Genomic DNA, 2,023 nt, shown 5'->3' on the forward strand with positions numbered 1-2,023 from the left:
CCGGTCGCGCAACGCTGCCTTCGCGAGGGCCGGCGCACCGGGATCCATCACGTCGCCACCCTAACGAGCACCGCCTCCGGCGTCGTAGCCTCAAGCAGCCCGGCATGGCACACGCGTCCTCGGGTCGAGGTCACCAGGTAAGGATGTCGAGCACCCGAAGATCGGTGAGCTGGGACAGTCGGCGCACGGCCTCACGGTCGTCTTTCGCGAACCTGCTTCTCATCGCCGCGATGGAGTCACGGTTGAGCAGTAGATCGTCTCTGATAGCAGCCCAGTACAGGCGGCTGTATCCCCGGGCGGGGTAGCGACGTGCCGCCTGCCGGGCCAGGCTGCGGTACTCGCGCTCGAGATGGCTGTCGAGGAGGGGGACGAGCGCGGGCCGCTTGAGGTGTAGAACTTTGCTGATCTTGGCCATGTTCACATTGCGCGGAGCTTCGCTGCGGAAATGCTGGTAGAGCGCATCGGCCCGGTCGTACAGGCCTCCCTCCTGCTCGGGGTCTGCGTCGCCAAGGTCAGCGTCGGCCTCCACTTGGGTCCACGGCGCGGTCTGTCCCCGCTCGACGAACCAATCCCGCTCACGGTCGCTGATGCGGGAGGCGATCTTTCTGGTTCGCCGCACCTCGTCACGCGAGAGGGTGAACGGTTCATCCTGTCCGGCGAGGTCGTAGCGGATCAAGGTAGAGGAGTACCGACTGGCGTAGGCCGCCAACCTCTCAAACGGATCAGGGACCCTCTTGCCCGCGATGGTGATGCTCATTGTCTCGCTTCCACCGGGGTGAAGAGACTCGCCCGGCGTGCTGCGGAGCGTCACGGCCACCCCTGAGTGGTCGGACAACCTGCTCGTCCCTTCGCGTGCGCCTTCCCAGCCGACCCAGTCCTCTCCCTCGATGACTTCGCCGGCAGGGGCTGCAGCACAGATGTGATCGATCAGGGGGTGCCGCAGAAGGCCCTGCGGCAGGTGCTCACCGTCCGTCAAGCAGGTCAGACCTGCCTGCATCAGACAGTCGCGGAGGAGCTGCCGACCTGCCTGCGTCCCGTAATAGTGCTGGGCGCCGAGTGACTGATTGAGGTCTCCGGCGACAATGAACAGAGAGTCGGGGTTCCGATCGCGCAGCGCCCGCCACTCCGCCCCCTGAAGGGCCGTTACTCGCATGAACTCAGACCAGTTCGGCGCGGGGGCAGCATCAGCCGGCGTCGGTCCCGGATCCGTGTGCCACGGCAGCACGGTGCCATAGACGACGATCGCGCCTGCCAGCTCCGCCGCGGCAGTTCGGACCGGATCGTTCGTCGCTAGCTGACGGGCGGGAAGCCTGCTCCAAATGGTTACCCAACGACCTCCCGCAGCGGCCGTCGGCCGCTGATCGCTGGATACGGCAACGTAGGGAGCCGGCAGAGCAAGGGCATCGTTGGTCTCTGTAAGCACGAGGACGTCGCAATCAGCCGCGAGCAACCGCTCGAGGCGGGCGGCATTTTTCTCCTCACCGGCGGCGTACTCGACGTTCCATGTTCCGACCCGTACGGACCGACTCTCCACGCGAGCTCCCACTGGTTGGCTGCCTTCGTGATCGAATGGTCGCTCAATGTGGCGTTGGTGCCCGGAACCGCCAGGCGCCCGGCGCGTCTTCGCACCGTGACAGCTGACGTCCCTTGAAGCCGCCTTCGATGCGATCGCTGTCTACCGGGCCACCAGGTATGGGGGCACCCACGGAGGCGCGCCGCCTCACAGCCCCGGCAGCACCTTGCCCGGGTTCATCAGTCCGGCCGGGTCGAGCAGCCGCTTGATCCCGCGCATCAGCTCCAGCTCGCCGGCGTCCTTGTAGTCGGCGATCACCTCTCGCTTGGACTGACCGAGGCCGTGCTCGGCGCTGATGCTGCCGTCGAGCCGGCGGACCGAGTCGTAGACGATCCGGGCCAGCTCGTCGGCGCGGGCGCGGAAGGCGTCGTCGTCGCCCCCCTCGGGCTTGCTCAGGTTGTAGTGCAGGTTGCCGTCGCCGACGTGCCCGTAGGTGACCAGGCGGATGCC

General features: G+C 66.8%; 2 protein-coding genes. Both read right to left on the minus strand.

The genetic code is table 11. The annotated features are described in order from the left end of the window. Positions 1-130: 130 nt before the first annotated feature. Complete coding sequence (locus VN520_RS01875) at positions 131-1,534, minus strand: DUF6308 family protein (protein WP_325745054.1); 1,404 nt, start codon at positions 1,532-1,534, stop codon at positions 131-133. A gap of 186 nt (positions 1,535-1,720) precedes the next feature. Beyond that, positions 1,721-2,023: FAD-binding oxidoreductase (locus VN520_RS01880; RefSeq protein ID WP_325745055.1), on the minus strand; the 303-nt coding region annotated here is incomplete at its 5' end.

Source organism: Streptomyces sp., from assembly GCF_035563135.1.
GTDB lineage: Bacteria > Actinomycetota > Actinomycetes > Streptomycetales > Streptomycetaceae > Streptomyces.